Source organism: Agrobacterium sp. ST15.16.024 (genome assembly GCF_027956545.1).
Lineage (GTDB): Bacteria > Pseudomonadota > Alphaproteobacteria > Rhizobiales > Rhizobiaceae > Agrobacterium > Agrobacterium cucumeris.
Map to the genome: position 1 here is coordinate 1,676,307 of NZ_JAQKGO010000001.1, position 15,773 is coordinate 1,692,079.

General features: G+C 58.5%; 19 protein-coding genes. 10 read left to right on the plus strand and 9 right to left on the minus strand.

What is annotated here, in order from left to right:
* Positions 1-92 precede the first annotated feature (92 nt).
* Positions 93-527, minus strand: coding sequence for a CBS domain-containing protein (locus PL640_RS08190; RefSeq protein WP_142840048.1), 435 nt, complete (start codon positions 525-527; stop codon positions 93-95).
* Positions 528-727: 200 nt separating this feature from the next.
* Complete coding sequence (locus tag PL640_RS08195; RefSeq protein WP_271361374.1) at positions 728-1,465, minus strand: rhomboid family intramembrane serine protease; 738 nt, start codon at positions 1,463-1,465, stop codon at positions 728-730.
* 358 nt (positions 1,466-1,823) lie between these two features.
* Between PL640_RS08195 and PL640_RS08200 the strand changes: the two genes are divergently transcribed.
* From PL640_RS08200 to PL640_RS08215, 4 genes are all read left to right on the plus strand, one after another.
* A complete protein-coding gene (locus PL640_RS08200) occupies positions 1,824-2,381 on the plus strand; it encodes a PAS domain-containing protein (RefSeq protein ID WP_271361375.1) in 558 nt (185 codons plus the stop codon).
* 184 nt (positions 2,382-2,565) lie between these two features.
* On the plus strand, positions 2,566-3,183 hold the full coding sequence (locus PL640_RS08205; RefSeq protein ID WP_271361376.1) for a PilZ domain-containing protein: 618 nt from the start codon (positions 2,566-2,568) through the stop codon (positions 3,181-3,183).
* A gap of 100 nt (positions 3,184-3,283) precedes the next feature.
* Positions 3,284-3,625, plus strand: coding sequence for a hypothetical protein (locus PL640_RS08210; protein ID WP_142840052.1), 342 nt, complete (start codon positions 3,284-3,286; stop codon positions 3,623-3,625).
* A gap of 333 nt (positions 3,626-3,958) precedes the next feature.
* Positions 3,959-4,564 (plus strand): transglutaminase-like cysteine peptidase, encoded by a 606-nt coding sequence (locus PL640_RS08215; RefSeq protein WP_046798293.1) that lies wholly within the window; start codon positions 3,959-3,961, stop codon positions 4,562-4,564.
* 89 nt (positions 4,565-4,653) lie between these two features.
* On the opposite strand, the gene PL640_RS08220 is transcribed toward PL640_RS08215, so the two are convergent.
* Positions 4,654-5,091, minus strand: a complete 438-nt coding sequence (locus tag PL640_RS08220) for a DUF1489 family protein (RefSeq protein WP_207134749.1) — start codon at positions 5,089-5,091, stop codon at positions 4,654-4,656.
* A 65-nt stretch (positions 5,092-5,156) separates the two neighbouring features.
* Complete coding sequence (locus PL640_RS08225) at positions 5,157-6,560, minus strand: L-serine ammonia-lyase (RefSeq protein ID WP_142840054.1); 1,404 nt, start codon at positions 6,558-6,560, stop codon at positions 5,157-5,159.
* Here PL640_RS08225 and PL640_RS08230 point away from each other — a divergent pair.
* Positions 6,559-6,864, plus strand: coding sequence for a hypothetical protein (locus PL640_RS08230; RefSeq protein ID WP_271361477.1), 306 nt, complete (start codon positions 6,559-6,561; stop codon positions 6,862-6,864). The genes PL640_RS08225 and PL640_RS08230 overlap by 2 nt on opposite strands.
* 407 nt (positions 6,865-7,271) lie before the next feature.
* Complete coding sequence (locus PL640_RS08235; protein ID WP_271361377.1) at positions 7,272-7,622, plus strand: hypothetical protein; 351 nt, start codon at positions 7,272-7,274, stop codon at positions 7,620-7,622.
* Positions 7,623-7,946: 324 nt separating this feature from the next.
* Here the strand turns inward: PL640_RS08235 and PL640_RS08240 are convergent, their stop codons facing one another.
* Positions 7,947-8,711, minus strand: a complete 765-nt coding sequence (locus PL640_RS08240) for a phosphodiester glycosidase family protein (protein WP_271361379.1) — start codon at positions 8,709-8,711, stop codon at positions 7,947-7,949.
* A 107-nt stretch (positions 8,712-8,818) separates the two neighbouring features.
* Positions 8,819-8,980 (minus strand): entericidin A/B family lipoprotein, encoded by a 162-nt coding sequence (locus PL640_RS08245; protein ID WP_003495552.1) that lies wholly within the window; start codon positions 8,978-8,980, stop codon positions 8,819-8,821.
* A 190-nt stretch (positions 8,981-9,170) separates the two neighbouring features.
* Here PL640_RS08245 and PL640_RS08250 point away from each other — a divergent pair, with 190 nt between their 5' ends.
* Positions 9,171-9,947 (plus strand): formyl transferase, encoded by a 777-nt coding sequence (locus PL640_RS08250; protein ID WP_271361474.1) that lies wholly within the window; start codon positions 9,171-9,173, stop codon positions 9,945-9,947.
* Positions 9,948-10,035: 88 nt separating this feature from the next.
* Positions 10,036-10,956 (plus strand): methylenetetrahydrofolate reductase, encoded by a 921-nt coding sequence (locus tag PL640_RS08255; protein WP_271361380.1) that lies wholly within the window; start codon positions 10,036-10,038, stop codon positions 10,954-10,956.
* Between the two features lie 50 nt (positions 10,957-11,006).
* Here PL640_RS08255 and PL640_RS08260 read toward each other — a convergent pair whose 3' ends face one another.
* Positions 11,007-11,945: a LysR family transcriptional regulator gene (locus tag PL640_RS08260; RefSeq protein WP_170979853.1), complete on the minus strand. Its 939-nt coding sequence runs from the start codon at positions 11,943-11,945 to the stop codon at positions 11,007-11,009.
* Positions 11,946-12,185: 240 nt separating this feature from the next.
* Here PL640_RS08260 and PL640_RS08265 point away from each other — a divergent pair, with 240 nt between their 5' ends.
* Together PL640_RS08265 and PL640_RS08270 are read left to right on the plus strand one after the other, a co-directional pair.
* Entirely contained in the window at positions 12,186-12,404 is a 219-nt protein-coding gene (locus PL640_RS08265) for a hypothetical protein (RefSeq protein ID WP_269699737.1), read from the plus strand.
* Positions 12,405-12,675: 271 nt separating this feature from the next.
* Complete coding sequence (locus PL640_RS08270) at positions 12,676-13,716, plus strand: GlxA family transcriptional regulator (protein WP_142840059.1); 1,041 nt, start codon at positions 12,676-12,678, stop codon at positions 13,714-13,716.
* A gap of 240 nt (positions 13,717-13,956) precedes the next feature.
* On the opposite strand, the gene PL640_RS08275 is transcribed toward PL640_RS08270, so the two are convergent.
* Positions 13,957-15,432 (minus strand): NAD(P)H-hydrate dehydratase, encoded by a 1,476-nt coding sequence (locus PL640_RS08275; protein WP_271361381.1) that lies wholly within the window; start codon positions 15,430-15,432, stop codon positions 13,957-13,959.
* The gene (locus PL640_RS08280) at positions 15,429-15,701 is read right to left on the minus strand and encodes a hypothetical protein (RefSeq protein WP_269699739.1); all 273 of its coding nucleotides are present in this window, start codon (positions 15,699-15,701) and stop codon (positions 15,429-15,431) included. The genes PL640_RS08275 and PL640_RS08280 overlap by 4 nt, the downstream gene beginning before the upstream one ends.
* Positions 15,702-15,773: the final 72 nt, after the last annotated feature.

The window sequence follows — 15,773 nt, forward strand, 5'->3', positions numbered from 1 at the left end:
TCGGAGTGCTCCATCTCTTCGTTTTAGCCGTTATCCCGACATAAAACCGATACGTACTTTTACCGGAAATGCCCTGCCCCCTGCGCAAAACTTCAGCCGGCGATATAGGCCTTGATGTGCTCCGCCTCGGCCTCGATCTCGCCGATCCGCGCCTTCACCACGTCACCGATGGAGATAATACCGGCAAGGCGGCCGTTTTCCTCGACCGGAATATGGCGGAAACGCCCGCCGGTCATGATTTCCATCAGCTCGTCGGTGGTAGAATTGTGATGACAGCGGATGACGTTTTTGGTCATGGCCACGGAGACGGATTGCAGCAGGGAAGCAGCGCCCTGGCCCGCCACGGCCTTCACCAGATCACGTTCCGTGAAAATGCCGAGAACGACACCATCGGCATCCGTCACGACGACCGAACCGATCTTGTGCGCATGCAGCGTTCCCGCTGCCTCGCCGATGCTGACCTCCGGCCCCACGGTCACGACATCCCGGCCCTTGCGGTCGAGAAGATCCTTTACGAATGTTGGCATGCCTTCCTCCTCTTTTCAGCGATCACAGCACGCCGCAGTCTCCCTCGGCGGTTGCAAATCATGAAGCATGGTGCGCTGAGGCCCGTGTGAATGCAATCCCGGATGGGACGCGCCCAAGCAAATTTGCGCCATGGCCGACAAGGAGCGTGATCGCTTCGATGCGCCGCCACAAACCGTGGCGCGCCTCTGCCGGGCCCGCTTTAGCGCAGCGGGCGATCAAACAGGCCGAAGAACAGGAAGCCCAGCAGAAAGCCGAAAACATGCGCGTCCCAGGCGATTTCACCACCGACATCGCCGAACAGCGGTATGCCGACCGCGATAAGCACATTGCCGAACAGCCACATGAGCGTGAAGATCAGCACGGTGCGGTTGGAAAGCGCCTCCAGAATGCCCTGCCGCGGCATCAGATGGCCGAAAGAGGCGTTGTAGCCACCACGGGCGGGAAAAACGAAACGGCAGGCGGCTCCCATCAGTGCCGAAACAACACCGGACGCGCCAATCAGCACCGTGACATCGCCCCAGTTCAACGCCGCATGGCCGAAGGCCGAAACGGCGGCGGAAATGCACCATAACAGCACGAAGCGTAATGTTCCGATCCGGCGCAGAACCGGTGCGCCAAAGGCCATCAGCCACAATCCATTAAACAGAATATGTTCGATGCCGCCATGCAGGAAAGAATAACTGACCGGCGTCCAGAGCCATTCCAGACCCTGCTGGGAGAAAGGCACGGCATAACGCAGTGGAATGAAGCCGAAGGTGAAGATGAACCAGCTGTTGCCATCCTCCGACAGGAGATAGGCAGGAACCACATAGGCAACCAGGAGCGCCGCCAATATGCCGACGAGAAGCGGCGGCAGGTTGAAGACGGGATTGTTCGTGTCGTCTTTCGGCTCCGGCGTTTCCGAAACCGGCGGCTGTTCGCCGTCCCCGTAGGACATGATCGCATCCCTGTCTTGTCGAAATTTCTATCTTCCGAGCAATATAGGAAGCCCGGACGAAAAAAAAGCCGTCCTGCCTTTCCCGCAGCTGACGCCAAAACCGGGGTCGGTTCAAGCGCCGCCGCCAAAGGCAGTCCGGCCTGTGGCTACGCCGAAAAATCACGGGCGCTGCCATCAATTGTGCTGACCGGAGTTTGCCCCCCGACATGGCCGCACCGATGCCACGGGCTTCGTCGCAGCGCAATATCAACTCTTTGTTAACCTTAACAAAACCGGCTGGCACGAAAATCGCTACACCTCCCCATACAGGCGTTCGAATGGACATGATGTCCCAAAAGCGAACATGGAGAACGGCGCTATGAAAAGCATGGCCGGACTGGACATATATAACTATTGGGACGAGTTGCGCGGCAACAGGCCCGCACCCCGTCGCGAAGACATCGATCCCGCAAAGTTGAAACATCATCTCGGTGATCTCTTCATCCTGACGGAAAAGGGAGAGGAAGCGCCTTTCTTCCGCCTCGCCGGCACGCGCATCTGTGACCTGTTTGGCCGGGAACTGCGCGACCGCCCGTTTTCGGAACTATGGCCGGCGGCAAAAGCCGTTTTCCCCTGCCGCGTCGCGCGCGGTATCCTGCAACATCAATTGCCCGTCGTCTTCGATGTCGAGGCGGAGGATGACCATGGCGCAGCACCGCTGGCATTCGAAATGCTGCTGCTGCCGCTGCGTCCGGACGAAGGTACCGCCCCACGGCTGCTCGGCGCCTTGCTTCCGGCACATCCGCGTCACGAATTCGCCACCCCCATCAATTGCCTTTGGATGAAGAGCAGCCGCCTGCTGCAGATGGATATCGCGCAGACGCAACATTCGGAAAACACGCATACGGCTTTCACACCATTCGCGGGGAGCTGTTGATGGGGCCCATTCCTCCTTCAATGTGAGGACGGATGGCGCCCTGCAACCCGGAATCTTTGCTGAAAATAGGTCAAAGCTGTAACGATATCGCCGATCGTAAGAATTGTAGATATCAAGTAATACAGTCTGTTAACCCGCGCAGAGTAGAGATTTGTCATCATCATCCGTTACAATTGCGCTGTCCATGTTTTCATCTCGTTCGGTCAACACTGCCCAAATCCTGCGTCCGGTTGAAGAGGTTCCGCTTGACGACGCCGTCGCCGTGTCCTTTTTCGGCCGCCTCATGTTGCCCGACCATGAAGAATATGATTGCACCGCAACCGAGATGACCGCCGAAAGAGCGCAGTTCACCTGCTCGGGCATGGCCCGCAATGGTGACCGCGTCATCGCTTATCTCCAGCATATCGGCCGGATCGAAGGCTCGGTAACGTCACTCACCGCCTCCGGCTTCGTCATCAGCATCAATGCGCCGGAGCGCAAGCGGGAAAAGCTCGCCGCCCAGCTGGCATGGATCGCCAAGCGCCAGCTTCTCGGCCTGCCGGAAGACCGCCGCCACGACCGACTGACGCCGCGCAATGCCAAGGCGCATCTGGTTCTGGAAGATGGCGTGCTCGTCTCCTGCCGGCTGATCGACCTTTCCCTGTCCGGTGCGGCTATCGAAGTCGAAAACCGTCCGCCGCTTGGCAGCCGGGTCCAGCTCGGCAAGAACATGAGCGGCAAGATCGTGCGCCACTTCATGGAAGGCGTCGCAGTCGAATTCGACCGCGTCCAGTCTCCCGACGCGCTGATCGAATTTCTCTAAGTCGCCGCCGCGACACCTGCGCAGCCATTAACAGCCGAAAATCCATGACGTCAGGAATGCCCAACATTCCTGGCAAGCCCACTTCCGTCACGCTGAATGTGTGACGGCTGTGCGCCCGGTGTTGATGGGCATCTGTGCGGCTTTTCTTTTCCGCCGTCCGACCTTACGCCAGAATCCAGCCAGCCAAACCCTTGATCTCGGAGAAGTCCCCCCCGTCGCGTCAACCCGCTTCGACGGGCTTCCGATGCAAGGACGACGCCGCGAAATTGAAACACTTCAGCGCGGGATGCCGTCCCAGCCCCCACTTCCCATCCCTTTGGATGCGCGGTGGTGGCACACCAAACTCTTCAATTCCGGCTCGGCAATGGCGCAGATCGAAACGCAAAGCGCTCGCTCAAAACATTTTTCCGCAAAAAAAGCAGTTTTTTTGAAGTTTTTTTAGCCGCTTTTCCATGGCGTCCCAACCTGAAACATCCATCCCAAAACGGGAAATCCGCTCCCCCGCCCGGCTTCTCCTGAAGACTTCACGCGGCTGTGAAAATCGCCCCGCCCAGAAAATCGCTGTCAATACAGCGGCATAAATGGCTACCAAAAACCTAAGGCCGCGATCCATAAAATTGTAGTAAAATTTGCTTCGAATACCCGTAAAATTTGACTCAAATACAATTCAAAACAACGGCTAATTTGCTGAAATTTAAGCTCAAATTGCCTCTCGCAAATTTCCGCCGGATCAAAATATACCTGCGAATGTCTCCTCAACACGGGGAGACAAGCAATGAACAACAACCGTATCGTTTTCGTCCTGATCGCATTCATCGTCAGCGCCTTCGCCCAGCAGGCCAGCGCATCGCCGGCTGCCGTCATGCGCGTCATCGGCAAGGCCAATCCGCCGATCGGCCACTATGAATTTTGCCAGACCTACCAGAGCGAGTGCCAGGCGACCTCGGTTGATACCGGCCCGATGAAGCTGACCGAAGAGCGCTGGAAGGCGATGCTCGACGTCAACTACACCGCCAACACCACGATCACGCCGATGACCGACATGGAAATCTACGGCGTTGAAGAGCGCTGGGCATACCCCACCACGGTTGGCGATTGCGAAGATTTCGTGCTTCTGAAGCGCAAGATGCTGATGAACAAGGGCTTCTCCGCTTCCAACCTGCTTATCACCGTCGTTCTGCAGCCGAATGGCGAAGGCCATGCCGTTCTGACCGTTCGTACCGATCGCGGCGATTTCGTACTCGACAACATGCGCAACAAGGTCATGAACTGGTCGGAAACCGAATATACCTACCTGAAGCGTCAGGACACCGCCAATCCGGGTCGCTGGGTGAAAATTCAGGATGGCCGCGCCACCAATGCGGTTGGCGGCATCCGCTAACACCAGCCACCCCACTAAAGTCTCCCCAAATGAAAAAGCCGGCTCCGCAGGGAGGCCGGCTTTTTCATTGTCGTAAAGAGCTACAAGTGTCAGAGCAGTCCAAGCTCGGCAAGTTCGCGTCTCAGATCGGATGGCATGTCCTCACCGCCGAAACCACCGCCACCGAGATCGCGGGGTGCTTCGTCGTCCTTGAGATAACGCCAGCCCTGAAACGGCCGCTTCGGCGCGGGTGAGGTCTCAATCACTTCGGGGCCGAGAATGAGATCGCAGCGGGTAATCCCGTCATCGCCCTTGAAGGAACGGAGATCGAGAAGCTTCTGCCGCGCCTGCACCTGCCCCTTGATCACCCAGTAGAGCGAGCCGCCTTCCAGCAATTCCTCGGCCCTTTTGGGGATCATGCGGGTGGTGTGCACGCTGTGCGGTTCCAGACCTGCGGCCATCGCGGTCAGCGAGCGCTGCGCGACCCAGTCTCTCAAATCCTGGAGTGAATCCGCGCCAACGCAAAGTTTGATGAGATGTAAAGGCATATCCCTATCAATGCCTTTTTGCGGCAGGCGTCAAGCATCTGGACGATGCCGGCCGCCCTGCCCGCTCAGCACTCCACAACGTTGACGGCAAGGCCGCCGGTGGAGGTTTCCTTGTATTTCTCGCTCATGTCGTTGCCAGTCTGACGCATGGTTTCGATGCAGGCGTCGAGGGGCACGAAATGCTGGCCGTCACCCTTCAGCGCCAGCGACGCCGCCGTTACAGCTTTCACGGCCCCCAGCGCATTGCGCTCGATGCAGGGCACCTGCACCAGCCCGGCAATCGGGTCACAGGTCATGCCAAGATGATGTTCGAGAGCAATTTCAGCGGCATTTTCGATTTGTTCGGGCGAGCCGCCCATGACGGCCGCCAGACCTGCCGCCGCCATGGCCGCCGCCGATCCAACTTCGCCCTGACAGCCCACTTCCGCGCCGGAAATCGAGGCATTGTGCTTGATGATGCCGCCAATCGCCGCCGCCGTCAGCAGGAAGTCACGCACGTCGTCAACCGTTGCATCCTCATGGAAATGCCGGAAATATCGGACAGTGGCCGGCACGACGCCCGCCGCACCATTGGTCGGCGCGGTGACCACCCGGCCACCGGCGGCATTTTCTTCGTTGACGGCCATGGCATAGACGCTCAGCCAGTCATTTGCCATGACGGGATTGAACCGGTTGCTGCGCCATTCCGCATTCAGCTTTTCGTAAATGGAACGGGCACGACGGCGCACCTTCAGGCCGCCCGGCATGATGCCGTCGACTTTCAGCCCGCGCTCGATACAGCCGTCCATCGCTTCCCAGATCTGGTCGAGCCTGTCGTTCAACTCGTCGCGGGAAACCACCGTCTCCTCATTCGCCCGTTTCATCTGGGCGATAGTGCGGCCGGAACGGGTCGCCATTTCCAGCATTTCCTTTGCCGAGGCGAACGGATAGGGCACGCGCGGACCATTATCGATGGTCTTGCCGCGCTGCTTGATTGCCTCCAACTCGGTATCGGTCACGACGAAACCGCCACCGACCGAATAATAGATGCGCTTGACCAGCAGCCTGCCCTGATTGTCGAAGGCGGAAAAGGTCATGCCATTGGCATGGCCGGGCAGCGGGTTCTTCTTGTCGAACACCAGATCCTCGGCAGCCCGGAATTCGTAGGTCGGGTGTCCAGGCGGCGTGACCGTGCCGGCCTTTTCCACCGTCTCGATGATCGCATCCATGGCGTCGGGATCAACAAGGTCCGGCCGCTCGCCGGTCAGGCCGAGAATGACGGCACGCCCGGTGCCGTGGCCAATGCCGGTAAAGGCAAGCGAACCATGCAGGCTGACCTTCAGCCGCGAAACGCTGGCGCCGGCCGGGCGCGGCCACTCATCGCTGAGGATCAGTGCCAGAAAGCGGTTGGCCGCCGTCATTGGACCCATCGTGTGGGAACTTGAAGGACCAATACCGATCTTGAAGACGTCAAAGACCGAAAGAAACATGAAGTTTTTCCTGACTGATGGATTCCACCATCATCATATCCAAAGCTGCGACGGATCGCCACCACAGCGTCGGATGCAAAATCTGTCGGGATTTTCGGAGAAATCCGGCGCTTCGGCAAGAACGAAGAGCGTCACCGGCTTTTGCGGCTGCGACATGCAGGTCGCTGAAACGAAAACAGCACGGTTTCCAGAGGAAACCGCGCCGTTTTCAAAACCCGTCAATTCAGGAGAAGTGCTTATGGGCTGCCAAAAATGTACGTCAATGCGAGAAAAGCGGCAAAGCCTGCAAGTGCGCGCAAGGTAACGCCCCAGCAAGATTTCTGAGCGGTTTCTTCCATGATTACTCCAGCTATTCACTCTCCGGGGGATCTTCAAGACCCGGCCCGTTGGAAGAAGCATTTATTAAAATCCGGCGACGAACGCAAATGCAAAAAGCGGCTAAATGAAGGCTTTTTCGCCGGGCTGCCATTCGCCCCGCGCATAGGTGCATGAAAAAACAAGGTGTTAGAGCGCGGCTTCCAAAACCGGCATTTCGGCCTTCGCCTCAATTTAGGCTAAAGTGTAACCGTTATTTAAAGCTTTCGTACAAACACCTGTTGAAAACCTTGGTCGCCGGCACGGCAAAGTCGAATTTATTCCGCGGTCGCCGCGCCTTGAAAGCACAACACCTCTGCTTTAACGACGACGGATAACGACAACGGGACTCACTCCATGCAGCAGGCATCCTCTTTTCCCGATCGCGAAACGGTCGCTTCGAAACTGACGTCGCTTGCAAGCGAGGACAAGGCATGGGTGTCGTTGCTGATGGAAAACGCCTTGCAGGATGAAAACCTGCTGGCCGGCCTCAATCTATATCTCGACCAGCAGGCCAATGCCCGCTTCCTCAACAGCCTGAAACTGGAAGCCGCCGGTGAATGGCTCGGTACCAACGCCCCTGCCCGCCTGCAGATTCGCCTCGCGGAAGCCGCCAAAACCAGCCAGCACCCCGCTTATCTGGCCTTCCGCAAAGGGCTGACCGCATCGGCGGGTCTTGAAAAGGCCTACCCTAAAGCGCCGATCTGATCTTCCGGCTGGAGCATGATGATTGGAGCGGGATTTCGGGCGAAAACCCGCTCTAGCTGTGATCGTTCGAGAGGTTTTCCATTGGCAACGGACCGGAGGTGCGTAGGGCTTTACCCCCCTCTGTCCTGCCGGACATCTCCCCCTCAAGGGGGGAGATCGATCTGCGGCAAGGTCTCGCCTATCTCATCTTCGGCGAATGAAGCAGTGGTAATGCCGCTTGCCGATCTCCCCCCTTGAGGGGGAGATGTCCGGCAGGACAGAGGGGGGTAGAGCCCCACGCACCTCGGGTCCGCTGCCAATGGACAACCTCCTGAAAGCGAACATCTAATCCGGCACCCGGTCAACAACGGCGATGATCGGCCCCATGGGAAACAGCGTGTCGCGTCGCTTCATTGCGGGAATGTCGACGCTCGAAATCGTGCCGTCGAGATAAAGTGCGTTCGGCGCATCCAGCACATCCCGAAACAGTGTGGCAAAATCGTAGAAGCGCACGGAATTTTCCGAAATGGCGAAATGCACCATGCCATCGCGGGAGACGCCGACGCCGTTGCGTCGCTTCAGGCTGTCGCTGTCGGGCAGAAATCGCGGATGCAGTTTGCCGTCGATCACCAGCATCGGCCCTGACTGGGTGGCGAAATCCGGCTTGGGGTCTGCCGCCAGATAGGCCTCAGTCTCCAGCACGGCGGCCGTCGTGTCTTTCAGATAAAACACGCCATTCGGCAGAAGGTGAAAATTGCCCCAGCCGCCGCGGGTGCTGATCGACGAACGTTCCACGCCATTTTCGACAAACAGACCAACCGGCGAATAGTCGGAATGATACATGCCGCCATTCATGGCGAAGATGCTGAACATATGCTGCCGCCAGAGCGCGGAGGACAGGTCGGCGAAGGAGCGATATCCCTGCCCGGAAACGTGATCGCGATCATAGATCCGGATGGTGTTCTTTCCCGGATCGAAACTGCACACAGTGTAGCGACCGCCCGCATGGTCCATGCTTTTGCAAAAATCCGCCTGCCCGCCAGCCTGCGCCGAAAACGGCAGCAACAATGGCAACAGCAGCTTCGCCAGTCTTTTCATCGATCTGTTCATGCCCACCCCGTGATTCTCGTCAGGGGAACATTCGCAGGGAAATTCAGTCAAAGAAAAGGCGTCACCCCTGTTTCAGGGTGACGCCGCAACATTTAAGGGGAGTGCCTTTAGCGGCGGGCAGCGCGGTCCACATTGCGGCCGGCGTCCTGCGTCGCATCAACGGCATTCGCCGTATCCCGGCCCATGCCACGAATGGTGTTGCCGCAAGAGCTGAGCGTCACGACGGTCAACAGAGCCACGAAAACGGTCGAAAGAATGCGTGTAATCATTGAAATAACTCCCCTATGACTTGCCGTCCAAGGCAAGCGCCGATGTGATATGCGTCACAATAACGTGAGTCCCGAAAATCGGTTCCAGCGGCATTTCAAAAAATCCCGTCGATGAAAATTAACAGGGTGTTGAAGTTCACGAGGGAAACTCCACACCTGGATCATGGCTGAGGAAAATACCGTGGGTGATATGACTGACATCAACAATCGGCTTCTGGTGATGACGGCAGGCGGCGTGAACCCCAATATCATGATCAACGCGCTGGCCGACCGTTTCCCGGATATTCACGTCTTTGTCGAACAACCCGAAAGCAAATCGGTTATTCTCAGGCGGCGGGCGCGTCGGCTCGGCTGGTTTGTCGCCGCCGGCCAGCTGGCGACGATGGTCGCCTCCCGGCTCGGCAAACGCTTCACGGTTAAAAGAAGCCATCAGATCATCGCCGAGCACGGCCTCTCCGCCGAACTTGGCGATACCGTTCCCGTCACGCAATTTGCCTCGCTGAACGACGAGGAATGCCACAGGGCCGCCAATCTGCTGAAGCCGGCGGCGATTTTCACCATTTCCTGCCGGCTTTTGAAGCCCGCGACGCTGCAGGCCCTGCAATGCCCGGTCATCAATTTCCACGCCGGCATCAATCCCGCCTATCGCGGCCAGATGGGCGGGTATTGGGCGCTGGTGGAAAAAGACCGCGGCAACTTCGGTGCAACCGTACATCTGGTTGACAAGGGCGTGGATACCGGCGCCACGCTTTACGAAAAACGGCTGAAACCCTCGCCCTCAGATACGATTGCCACCTATCCGCTGCTTCTCACCGCAGCCTCGGTGGATATCGCCGTCAACGCCGTCGAAGACGCATTATCCGGCAGCCTCGCACCACAGCCGCCCTCCCCCGGAAAATCGGTACTGCGCTTTCCGCCGACGATCTGGACCTGGCTGTGGAACGGCCTGACAAAACGGGTCTGGTGATCCCGCGCTGCGCCGTGTTGCGAAGCTTCGTCGCAGATGCAGGGCTGTATTGCCGCATCAGGCACAGACGGCACCGAAAAAAAGATGCATGATAATTAAAAGGACCATGCACAAATTGCCCGACATTTCCGCCTCCTCCATCATCCCCGCCTCCATCGAAGCCTCACCCGCACAGGTGCTTGGCCCGGCAAGTCTTGCCGGTCTCTTTCCGCAGGGCGTGCGCGTCTATCTGACCGACACCGGCACAGCCTCGCAGGTGAAGCTTGTCGATGCAGCAAGACATCTGCGCGATCTCGGTTATGAGCCCGTGCCGCATCTTGCGGCGCGACGCATCCCGTCACGCGCAGAGTTTGAAGAGCAGGTGAAGCGGCTGGCGGGCGAAGCCGGCGTATCGGATGTGCTGGTTGTCGGCGGCGGCGTCGACAGGCCGGCCGGCCCCTTCGCGTCCAGCATGGATATGCTGTCCACCGGCATTTTCGACCGTTATGGAATAAGCCAGATCGCCATCGCCGGCCATCCCGAAGGCAGCCCGGATTTCAGCGAGGAGACGGCAATTGCCGCGCTGCGGCTGAAGCGTGATTTTGCGCAAAGAAGCGATGCGACGATGCGCATCGTCACCCAGTTCGGTTTCGATGCAGCCCGTTTCATCGCCTGGGCGGAAGGGCTTGCCGCATCAGGCATCGATCTGCCGGTGCATATCGGCGTTTCCGGCCCGGCGAAGATCACGACGCTGTTGAAATATGCAGCACTTTGCGGTGTCGGCAATTCCATCGCCTATCTGAAGAAAAACGCGCTCTCGCTCACGACGCTGGCCAAGGGCCATTCGCCGGAAAGCGTCGTCGGACCGATCGAGCGGCACTGGCAGGCCAATCCGCAAGGGCCGATCCGGCAAATTCACGTCTTTCCGTTTGGTGGCCTGCAGAATTCGGCCGACTGGCTGGTCAATCGCGGAAGCTGGCAAACGGGCGTTGCAGACCGTTCGGCATCACCGGATTCCGTCGCGGTCTGAAACATGCCTGCCCGCGCGCCCGGCTTTGAGACCGCGCAGGCCTGGCCATGTCACGCCGCCTTGGCAACCTCGACAAAGGCGCTGCGAATGCTCTCCGCCACAGCAAGCACCGGACGTGACGCCTTGTCGCCCATGATCAGGCGGATATCGAAACAGCCAAGTTCCGGCAGGCCTTCCTTGTCGCCCAGAATGACCATGTCGTTCAACACATAGGATCGCGGCAAAGGCGCGATGGCAAGATCGGCGGCAATCGCCGCGCGCTGCGCCATCGTATGACCGCTGAGATAAGCCACCCGGAAATTGCGCCCGCGCCTCTCAAGCGAATTGATCGCCTCCGAACGCCAGATGCAGCCTTCTTCCCAGATCGAAATCGGCAGCGGATCGCGCAGATAAGCCGTGCCGCATTTCGCACCCGCCCAGACGAGGCGTTCGCGCATAAGCACCTCGCCCGTATCCCTGAGCGGATGCGAGGCGCAGTTGACGAGGGCCAGATCAAGCCGTTGCTCGTCCATGCGCTTGTAGAGATTGGAACTGGAATCGATGGTGACGTCGATCATGATGCCGGGGAAAGCCTCGGCAAAGCGCTTGAGAATGCCTGGCAGCAGGCCACGCTCGCCGATATCCTCCGGCGCGCCGAGACGCACCACACCGGAGAGCTCGGGCATGACGAAACGCGACACGGCTTCATTGGAGAGCGCGATCATGCGGCGCGCATAGGTCAGCAGCGTCTCGCCATGCGCGGTCAATGTTACCGAGCGGGCATCGCGCAGGAACAATGTCGTCTTCAACTGTTCCTCAAGCTTCTTGATCTGCATGGAAACGGCCGAGGGCGTCCTGAACACCACTTCCGCGGCGGTGGAGAAATTTCCCGTTTCCGCAATCGCGACGAAGGTTCTCAATATGTCGTTATCCAGCAACGGCAGCGGTTGGCGGAAAGTCACGGTCATGGCACGCACCTTCAAATATTTTGATTTATAGATGGATATCATTTCGTTTGATTGAATGTCAACAAGCGCGCACCATCCGGATATCGAATGACAGGGCGGAAAAAAGTTCTGCTGTGATGAAGCGCCGAACTGCCCTTATGGGATCCAGGCGCAGCCGGCAGGCGATCCGTCAGTCATTCCGATAATTGATGAATGATATGAAATTCATTCTCTTGTTTGATGAAACATCCAGGCGCATATCGACGGCGCAAATCAATCGTGGTTCAGGAAAGGATCAAGGACATGACCATGATACACTATCTCCCGGCGGCGAACCGCTCTCCGCATCGTCCCTCTTCCGGTGGCTGGCTTCATCGCCTGTCAGGCCACGTTTCTGCTCTCTACAGATCATGGCGTCGTGCACGGATGTTGCGTGCACTTGAGGCATTGCCGCCTGAAACATTGAAGGATATCGGATGGCCGACCACAGACAATTATCGCACAAGTGCCATTCGCAAATGATCTCTGACCGGTGGCTCGCAGCCATTTTGAGACTTGCGAGCCATCTCTTCCCGTGCCAATACGCTCCGGCAACGGCGTAAAAAAGCCTGCCTGTTTTACATGCGACACGACGCCTTTTTAAAAGGCTTGTCGCAAATTTTGCATATTTCAAAAGCGATTTTTTGACAGGCCCGATTCCACGGCGTATTTTTCGTTAAAGATGTCGGAAACAGGACATCCAGAAGACCGATTCCAAGGGAGGAATTGCGTATTCGCAACGGAGCACGGGCAAATGAGCAAAAACTCCCAGAAGAAACGCTCAATCGTCTTTTTTCTCATTCCGCAATTTACCATGCTGCCGTTCGCCGCAGCGGTTGAAACGCTTCGCATCGCCAACCGAATGTTGGGCTATCAGGCCTATGAATGGCGCATCGCTTCGCTCGATGGCCAGAAGGTCATGTCTTCAAGCGGCATCTGTCTCGAGGTCGACACCTGTCTCGCCGATGAGCGGCGGTATGTGAGCGGCGAGAACCGCGCAGAAATGGCCATCATCTGTTCGGGCATCGATGTGGACCAGCACATCAACAAGTCCGTCAATGCCTGGCTGCGCGAAGCCTATAATCGCGGCATCGCCATCGGCAGCCTCTGTACCGCCGCCCATATCCTTGCACAAGCAGGCCTGCTGAACGGCAAGCGCTGTGCGATCCACTGGGAAAATCTGCCGGGTTTTTCCGAAGCCTTTCCGCAGGTGGAAGTTTATGCCGATCTCTTCGAAGTCGACAGCAACATCTACACCTGCGCCGGCGGCACGGCCTCGCTGGACATGATGCTGAGCCTGATCGGCCAGGATTTTGGCGAAAATCTCGTCAACCGCGTTTGCGAACAGCAATTGACCGACCGGGTGCGCAGCCCCAACGACCGCCAGCGCCTGCCGCTGCGCGCCCGCCTCGGCGTGCAGAACAGCAAGGTCCTGTCGATTATCGAATTGATGGAAGGCAATCTCGCCGAGCCGCTGTCGCTGCTTGACATAGCCGATGCCGCGGATCTGTCACGCCGGCAGGTGGAGCGCCTGTTCCGTCAGGAAATGGGCCGCTCGCCCGCCCGCTATTACCTCGAAATCCGTCTCGACCGCGCCCGTCACCTACTCGTGCAATCGGCCATGCCGGTGGTCGAAGTCGCCGTCGCCTGCGGTTTCGTCTCGGCCTCGCATTTCTCCAAGTGTTATCGCGAAATCTACAATCGCACACCGCAGCAGGAACGCGCCGAACGCAAGCTGCTGATCAGTGCCTCGCGAATGGCAATGGCGAGCCAGGGTGGCAAAGCCGCCCATTGAATGCGGGCTGAATGCCGCAAACGCGACGGAGCTTGTTTCAGAGCAAAAACCTCTCCTCCGTCATGCCGGACTTGATCCGGCATCCAGCCACGGCGCGTCTGCGCCGTGAGAAGAGTCTTTCGCGATCAAGGACTTGATCGCGCTGGACCCCGGATCAAGTCCGGGGTGACGGAGTGGGGATGATGGAACTTTGCTAAACCACCGAATCTGTCAGCGGCTAGCAAACACAATCAGACAAATTCACCCAAACGGCCGGACCGCATGGGCAAGGTCCTCCGCCGTCAAGCCGTCTCCCGCCCGGTGGCCCGCTTCGCCATGCAACCAGACACCGGCGGCAGCGGCCTCAAAGGCGGGGGTCCCCTGCGCCAGCAGTGCGCCGATAATACCGGCCAACACATCGCCGGAGCCCGCCGTCGCAAGGCTCGCCGGCGCATTGGTGTTGACCAGCGCCCGGCCGTCGGGTGCGGCGATCACCGTGTCCGCGCCCTTATAGACCAGCACCGCACCGCTGCGCGCCGAAGCAACCTGCGCCTTCTCGACCTTGCTCAATCCGGCATCTGCGGCGAGATCGGGAAACAGCCGCGCAAACTCGCCCTCATGCGGCGTCAGCACGAATTTGCCCGTACCGGATGTAACCTGCTCGAACAGGGTCTCCGGGCAATCCCTGAAAGCAGTGATCACATCGGCATCCAGCACGACCGCCCTGTCTCCAAGCAGAGACACGAACTGCCGCGCCTTTTCTAAATCGCCGAAACCCGGGCCAAGAACGAAAGTACCGTGACGCCGGTCATCCAGCCACAGCCGCAGATCATCGGCATCGTCCAAAGGCGAGTTCATAACCGCCGTCAGCGTCATCGATAACACGTCCAGCGCTGCACGCGGGGCAGCGACGGTCACGATCCCCGCCCCCGCCTTCAACGCTGCAAGCGCCGCCATGCGGCTTGCCCCGGTCGCATGCGCCGGTCCAGCAAAGACCGTCAAATGCCCGCGGCGGAATTTATGCGTTTCCATATCGGCGCGCGGCAAGGCATGCCGCCAGACAAGTGGATCGTTTTCCGAAATTGAACCCGCATGGGCAGCGAGGATGCGGGCGGGAATGCCGATATCGAAAACCTCAAGCACCCCGCACAGCTCGCGCCCCGGCATCAGCAGATGACCGGGCTTGCGCGCCATGAAAGTCACGGTTCGATCTGCCCTGAAGGATGCACCGAGAGGCACGCCACGCCGGCCGCAGAGGCCCGAGGGCAGATCAACGGCAAGCACAGGCACGCCCGACTTTGCCACCGCCGCGATCACATCGGCAAGTTCGCCTGGAATATCACGCGACAGGCCAGCCCCGAAAACCGCGTCGATCACCATGTCGCCGCCAACAGGCACATAATCGCCAAGCGGCAGTGGCGTCACCCCGCTCCGCTCGAATGCCATTCGCGCATCGCCCCTGAGCGCCGCCGTATCGCCAAGATGATAAATCGCAACGGCCGCGCCACTCCGCAAAAGCACCCGCGCCGCCACATAACCATCTCCGCCATTATTGCCGCCACCACAAAGCACGACGAAACGCAGCGCCTGTGGATAATGGCGCAGGGCCGAGGCGGCAACCGCCTGCCCCGCCCGCTCCATCAGGTCATATAGTGGAATGCCGGACTGCCCGGCCGCCGCATCGATGCGGGCCATCACAACCGGGTCGATCAGGAAGAGCTGCGAAAGGGATGTCATGGACCGATCATCCCTTCAAAACGCCGGAAAGGCAATCGATACAAAAATAAGCAGATCGCGCTGACCGAATAATAGTCAAATGCATAAAATATAAACAGACCAGCAAAACACGCGTACTGAAACTCAAAATATAAGAGATCGCTAAAATAATACAAATCAACAGAAATGCAGATGGATTTTTCGGATTTTCGAGAGAAATTCGCCGGAAAACCGCCAAAAGCGAATGCATTTTGTGCCGGAAAGCCGAGCGGGCGAAGTTTTTTCTTCAAGCCCGCTTCCGATCTGGCACAATACGTGCATTCTTGTGGCAGAGCGGGAGTTACCTGCTTTAACGGGAGAAG